Source organism: Intrasporangium chromatireducens Q5-1, assembly GCF_000576575.1.
Classification (GTDB): Bacteria; Actinomycetota; Actinomycetes; order Actinomycetales; family Dermatophilaceae; genus Intrasporangium_A; species Intrasporangium_A chromatireducens.
In genome coordinates this window covers 1-1999 of record NZ_AWQS01000421.1, presented here as the reverse complement: position 1 = coordinate 1999, position 1999 = coordinate 1, and the positions used below count along the sequence as shown (strand labels likewise).

The following is a 1999-nucleotide window of genomic DNA, read 5'->3' as shown; positions in this document are numbered from 1 at the left end:
GGGCGGCTGGCTCACGACGTCCTACTCGTGGCGGTGGGCGTTCGGGATCAACCTGCCGATCGGGCTGCTCGTCGTCGTCGGGGTCCTCATGTTCATCACCGAGTCGCGGGCCTCACGCGAGCAGGCCGTGGACGCTGTCGGCGCCGTCCTGTCCGCGATCACCTTCGCCGCGCTCGCCTTCGCCCTCATCGAGGGACGCACCTACGGGTGGTGGACGTCGATCACCCCACTCGAGGTCGGCTCCTGGCGATGGTCGTGGTCGCTCTCGCCGGCTCCGGTCGCCCTGACCGTCTCGGTCCTCGTCGGTGCCGCCCTCGTCGCGCGGATCCGCCGCCGGACCCGCACCGGCCGGCCCACGATCCTGCGCTTCGACCTGTTCCGCATCCCGTCCTTCCGCAACGGCAACCTCGCGGCGATGATCGTCAGCCTGGGCGAGTTCGGCATCGTCCTGTCGCTGCCGCTCTGGTTGCAGAACGTCCGCGGCTACACCGCCTTCCAGACCGGACTGATCCTGCTCGCCCTCGCCGGTGGGTCGTTCCTGGCCAGTGGTCTCTCGGCCGGCCTCAGTGCACGCCTCGCGCCGGCGACGATGGTCCGGATCGGCATCACCGCCGAAATCGTGGGCGTCGCCGGGCTGGGGTTCGTCATCGGCCCGGACACCTCGTGGGCCCTGGTCGTGGCCCCGCTCCTCGTCTATGGGTTTGGCGTGGGGCTCGCCACCGCCCAGCTGACCGGCGTCGTCCTCGTCGACGTCCCGGTGCAGCGCAGCGGCGAGGGGTCAGGCGTGCAGAGCACGGCCCGCCAGATCGGCTCGGCGCTCGGGATCGCCATCCTCGGGACGGTGCTGTTCACGTCGGTCGGCAGCCGGCTCGACGCCTCGCTCGGGGACGCCGGGGTGCCCGCCGCCGCCCGGACCGCAGTCGTCGACGCGGTGGTGACGAGTGCCGGCGGAGCGATCCCGCAGCTCGCCAAGGACCCCCGTGCTGCCGCTGCCGTCCGCCCGGCGGAGCAGGCCTTCTCCGACGGCACCCGCTACGCCGCCTTCACCGCCGCGGGCTTCCTCGTCCTCGGCCTGGCCGCTTCCTTCTCGCTCGGCAGCGGAGCCCGTCGCGAGGAGGAGTCCGAGCTCGCTGCCGACGTCTCGGGCGCTCGGGCGGGGGCGGCCGTCGGGGACGGTGCGACCGGCTCGTCCTAGTCCCCGTCGGCCCCGTTCGCCCGGCCGCGGTCCGGACGAGGTGGGGGGCCACGCGTCCGGCAGGTGACCGGACACGACCCCCGGTTTGGCGAACTCCGGGCCGATGCAGCACACTGGGGCACTGTCACGCGCGAGTGGCGGAACGGCAGACGCGCTGTCTTCAGGTGGCAGTGTCCTTATGGGCGTGGGGGTTCAAATCCCCCCTCGCGCACGCGTGAGCTGAAGGGCCCCGACCCGGCTGGGTCGGGGCCCTTCACGCTGCCTCAGGTACAGCGTCGGCTGGCACGGTCCGGCGGTCAGTCCCCGACGGCCGGGACGGGACAGGCGCGAAGCCCGGCGAGCCTGGTCCGCAGCGCCCACACGAGCCCCGCGACGGAGACGACGGCGAGCAGCGGCTGCAGCGGGGCGAACCACGACATCGCGCCCGAGGCGCCCAGGGCCAGCAGCACGACCTTGTTGCAGACCGGGCACCCCACGGCGAAGAACGACAGCACGCCGGCCCCGAGCCCGCGCCGCGGCGCCCGGTCGTCCGGTGTGACGCCCTCAGCCGCGGCCCCTTCCCGCACGTACGTCGCGAGCAGCAGTCCGCTCAGCATGGACACGGCGGCGAGCACGGGGTAGCTCCACCACGTCACCGGGATCTCGCGGCCGAAGACGGGATTCGGGATCACGACGGTCGGCACGCCGATGACCAGGGCCGTGCCCACGGTCCCGGCGAGCGCCGTGACGAGTCGCCGCGCTGTCCAGAGCTCAGTCACGTTCGTCATCGTGACCATCCTTTCGTATGCCGCTCACCGCGGCGGG

The 1999-nt window shown here is 73.0% G+C and carries 2 protein-coding genes and 1 tRNA gene; 2 read left to right on the top strand and 1 reads right to left on the bottom strand.

Features of this window, described 5'->3' with window-relative positions:
* On the top strand, positions 1-1195 hold a 1195-nt coding region (locus N864_RS21835), incomplete at its 5' end, for an MFS transporter (protein ID WP_081794121.1).
* A gap of 128 nt (positions 1196-1323) precedes the next feature.
* Positions 1324-1406 (top strand) — tRNA-Leu (locus tag N864_RS21830).
* 85 nt (positions 1407-1491) lie between these two features.
* Here N864_RS21830 and N864_RS21825 read toward each other — a convergent pair.
* Positions 1492-1962 carry a hypothetical protein gene (locus N864_RS21825; protein WP_051518926.1) on the bottom strand — a complete coding sequence of 157 codons (471 nt, stop codon included), beginning with the start codon at positions 1960-1962 and terminating at the stop codon, positions 1492-1494.
* Positions 1963-1999 lie beyond the last annotated feature (37 nt).

Coding starts and splice junctions, on each gene's coding strand:
- N864_RS21825 (WP_051518926.1), bottom strand. CDS start 1,962: ATGACGAACGTGACTGAGCTCTGGACAGCGCGGCGACTCGTCACGGCG.